Here is a 3199-nt window from a genome sequence, read left to right as displayed (position 1 = left end):
AGATAATCTCGGTCAACACCCACAAATTCCCTCCCTCTATGCCTATTTTACCAGCAATGATGGGCGACAATATCTTGTTCAAGAATATATTGAGGGAGAAAATCTAGAACAAGAATTACAAAGCGAGGGAGTTTTCAATGAAGAAAAGATCAAACATCTTTTATTAGAAATTTTGCCAATTCTTGATTTTATCCATGCTAAAAGAGTCATTCATCGAGATATTAAACCAGCCAATATAATTCGGAGACGCAGCGATAATAAAATAATTTTAGTTGATTTTGGTGCCTCTAAATTTATCACTATTGCTAATCTTTCCCTGACAGGAACAGTGATCGGTTCGGCGGGATATGTCGCCCCGGAACAAAGCAATGGCAAAGCGATCAATAGCAGTGATTTATATAGTTTGGGAGTCACTTGTATCTATTTATTAACGGGAATATCTCCCTTTGAATTATTCGATGTGAGTGAACATGAATGGGTATGGAGACAGCACCTTATTAATAATCCTGTTAGTGTTGAATTAGGCGAAATTTTAGATAAATTAATTGAATTTGGTACCAAAAAACGTTATCAATCAGTCGAGGAAGTCCTGCAAGAGTTGGCGGCAAAATTAGCTGCAGTGATTCCGCCAAAACCCCGATCACAGGCCACAATTCAAGAAACGGTTTTATCAGTTTTTCCAGTTGCCACCAGGGAGGAAATTAACCTCAAAAGTGCCAAGGCAATTGATTACACTAACCTACGGGATTTCTTAGCGCAAGAAAAATGGCAAGAGGCAGATCAAGAAACGGCTAATCTATTTTTAAAAGTTGCCGATCGAACTAAAGAAAAATATCTTAAGATAGAAGACATAGATAACTTTCCCTGTGAAGATTTAGCCACTATCAATCAACTATGGTTAAAATATAGTCAAGAAAAATTCGGTATATCTGTTCAGAAAAGAATCTATGAAAGTTTAGGAGGAAGCGGCAATTATGATCAACAAAAATGGAACGATTTTGGATCAAAAGTCGGTTGGCGAGTTAATAACAAGTGGTTATACTACGATCAAATTACTTTCTCTCTCAAAGCACCCTGGGGACATCTTCCCACCCTTGTGTGGGGTGTGGGTGGTGGCATAATTCTTTTTTCTCGTCTGGAAACCTGTACGATGGACGTAGTTTCTAACAGGGGATAAATTGACTTAAAAACTTTTCTGGAGAATTAAACAATTTCTCCCTTCGGCAGTGCGGATATATTGTAAAGTATCAGTAAAAGAACGCATGAAAAGTAATCCTCGATCGCTTTCCATTTCCAAAGGTGCGAGGGGATGTTGTTGTAGAGAATCAAGTTTGGCTTGCAGATCAAAAGGTTGACCGTGATCCCATATTTTTATTTCTAGAGAATGGGACTGTAAAGTTAATTCTAGATCGATGGGTGTAGTCGCTGGTAAATGTTGGTGAGCGTAACGGACAGCATTAGTAAATCCTTCCGCTAAAGCCACTTTACACTGCCAAAGCACCGAATCAGGTAGAAAAGAGCGGCCGTGAGATTCAAACCATTGTAGGACTGGGATTAAAGCTGCCAATTCCGTCCGGACTTGTAGATGGAAATGGAGGGGGGAAGAAGGGGAATTTAAGACTTCAGAAGGCACCACTGTTTTTTTGAAAGAGAATCAAAATTGTTTTAAAAATCAGTTGTAGATCGTAGCCTAAACTCCAATTTTCTTGATAGCGCAAATCTAGTTGAATTACCTCTTCAAAATTACGCACCTGAGAGCGACCATTCACCTGCCATTCTCCCGTCATACCGGGTTTTACGTCTAAACGTTGCCATTGGGGAACATCGTAGCGTTCCACCTCATCGGGTGTGGGGGGACGAGTGCCGACAAGACTCATTTCACCGGTGATCACATTCCAAAACTGAGGGAATTCGTCTAAGCTGTTACGACGTAAAAATTTTCCTACCCGGGTAATCCGGGGATCATTTTTATTTTTAAAAAAAGCTCCCTCCGCTTGATTGGGGATTTTATCCTTGAGTGCTTCCGCATCCACACACATGGAACGAAACTTGAGAATCTTAAATTCCTTTCCCAACCAACCGCAGCGGGTTTGACTGAAAAAAATTGGACCTGGACTGTCTAACTTAATAGCGATAGCAATAGGGACAAAAATAACCCCCGTGATTAATAAACCCACGGTCCCACCAACAATGTCAAGACCGCGCTTTAACCAACTGCGAATTGAGGGATGGGTTTCGGGTAGATGGTTTTCAGGGGTAGTACGGCCGTTTTCTTGGGCTGCTAGGGGGGAGGTTTGGAAAGTCAATAATTGATCTAGTCCCGTAATCGATAAAACCCCCATCACTGGGGGATGGACGTTAGCCAGCACTAACTCGATATTTTCTGCCCTGGCCGCTTTGAGATTATGGACTAAAGCACCCACACCACTACTATCCATAAATTGAGTGGCATTCAGATCGAGAATGACTTTTTCGGGAGTGGGTATTTGGGCGATGAGATGGTGAAAGATATCCTTGAACTGTACTGCTTCCAAGACAGTCAAGCGATCAGGCATCCGCAAAACCGGATACTCCATCGGAATGATCAGAAAACGTGTTTCAGGAATTTGGGAAGTCATCGACACAAAGATGTGGTTTGATGGATGAACAAGGCCTGATGACCTACCTAATGTTTACTACACTTTTCCCCAAATACCAATGGGTAATGTCAAAGATTAGCTGTAATTATCGGCTAACGAATCTCACCTAGGGGCGGACGGCCTTGGGTTTGGGCCTTCGCTTTGGCCGCACTCTTTCTCAGGGCATCCAAACGGGTCTCATAACGCTTACGCAGACGACGGTTGGGCGTTTGTTCAATTAGGGTTTTAAAGGCACTGCCTAGGCTCTTGTAGGCGTTGGGGAGAGAATAACCGAAACGGGTGGCGAGGGCGATCGCTTTTTCATCGGCTTCGATCGCTTCTTTGAGAATTTTATCACCGTTATTTTTGCGCCAGAGACGATAACCGGAAATCCCACATAATCCCATGGCCAAAAGCAATAATAAACCGTCCTGTACCCATAATTCCCCCACCGCACCACCTAAACCAATAGCGAGGGCGGCCATTTCCCAGCCTTCCCGCGGAATACTATCATTTTGAATCCTGGCCACTTCATGCCAAAAGAGCAAATTACGCTGATCGATGGCTAAATTTTCCCATTT

Annotated in this window: 4 protein-coding genes; 1 reads left to right on the top strand and 3 read right to left on the bottom strand. The window is 42.6% G+C overall.

What is annotated here, in order from left to right; genetic code table 11:
- On the top strand, positions 1 to 1177 hold a 1177-nt coding region (locus PX484_RS03905), incomplete at its 5' end, for a serine/threonine-protein kinase (protein ID WP_288102923.1).
- Positions 1178 to 1183: 6 nt separating this feature from the next.
- Here PX484_RS03905 and PX484_RS03900 read toward each other — a convergent pair.
- From PX484_RS03900 to PX484_RS03890, 3 genes are all read right to left on the bottom strand, one after another.
- Positions 1184 to 1636, bottom strand: coding sequence for an ATP-binding protein (locus PX484_RS03900; protein WP_287766949.1), 453 nt, complete (start codon positions 1634 to 1636; stop codon positions 1184 to 1186).
- Positions 1623 to 2618 (bottom strand): anti-sigma factor antagonist, encoded by a 996-nt coding sequence (locus tag PX484_RS03895; protein ID WP_287766950.1) that lies wholly within the window; start codon positions 2616 to 2618, stop codon positions 1623 to 1625. The genes PX484_RS03900 and PX484_RS03895 overlap by 14 nt, the downstream gene beginning before the upstream one ends.
- Positions 2619 to 2731: 113 nt before the next feature.
- Positions 2732 to 3199 (bottom strand): DUF3318 domain-containing protein (locus tag PX484_RS03890; RefSeq protein WP_288102921.1); only part of this gene is annotated, 468 nt, incomplete at its 5' end.

Source organism: Microcystis sp. M49636_WE2, from assembly GCF_030065375.1.
GTDB lineage: Bacteria > Cyanobacteriota > Cyanobacteriia > Cyanobacteriales > Microcystaceae > Microcystis > Microcystis aeruginosa_C.
This window is presented reverse-complemented; position numbering and strand designations above follow the sequence as displayed.

Bases quoted from the DNA above. Each gene is read 5' to 3' on its own strand.
- PX484_RS03895 (WP_287766950.1), bottom strand. From the start codon at position 2,618: ATGACTTCCCAAATTCCTGAAACACGTTTTCTGATCATTCCGATGGAG.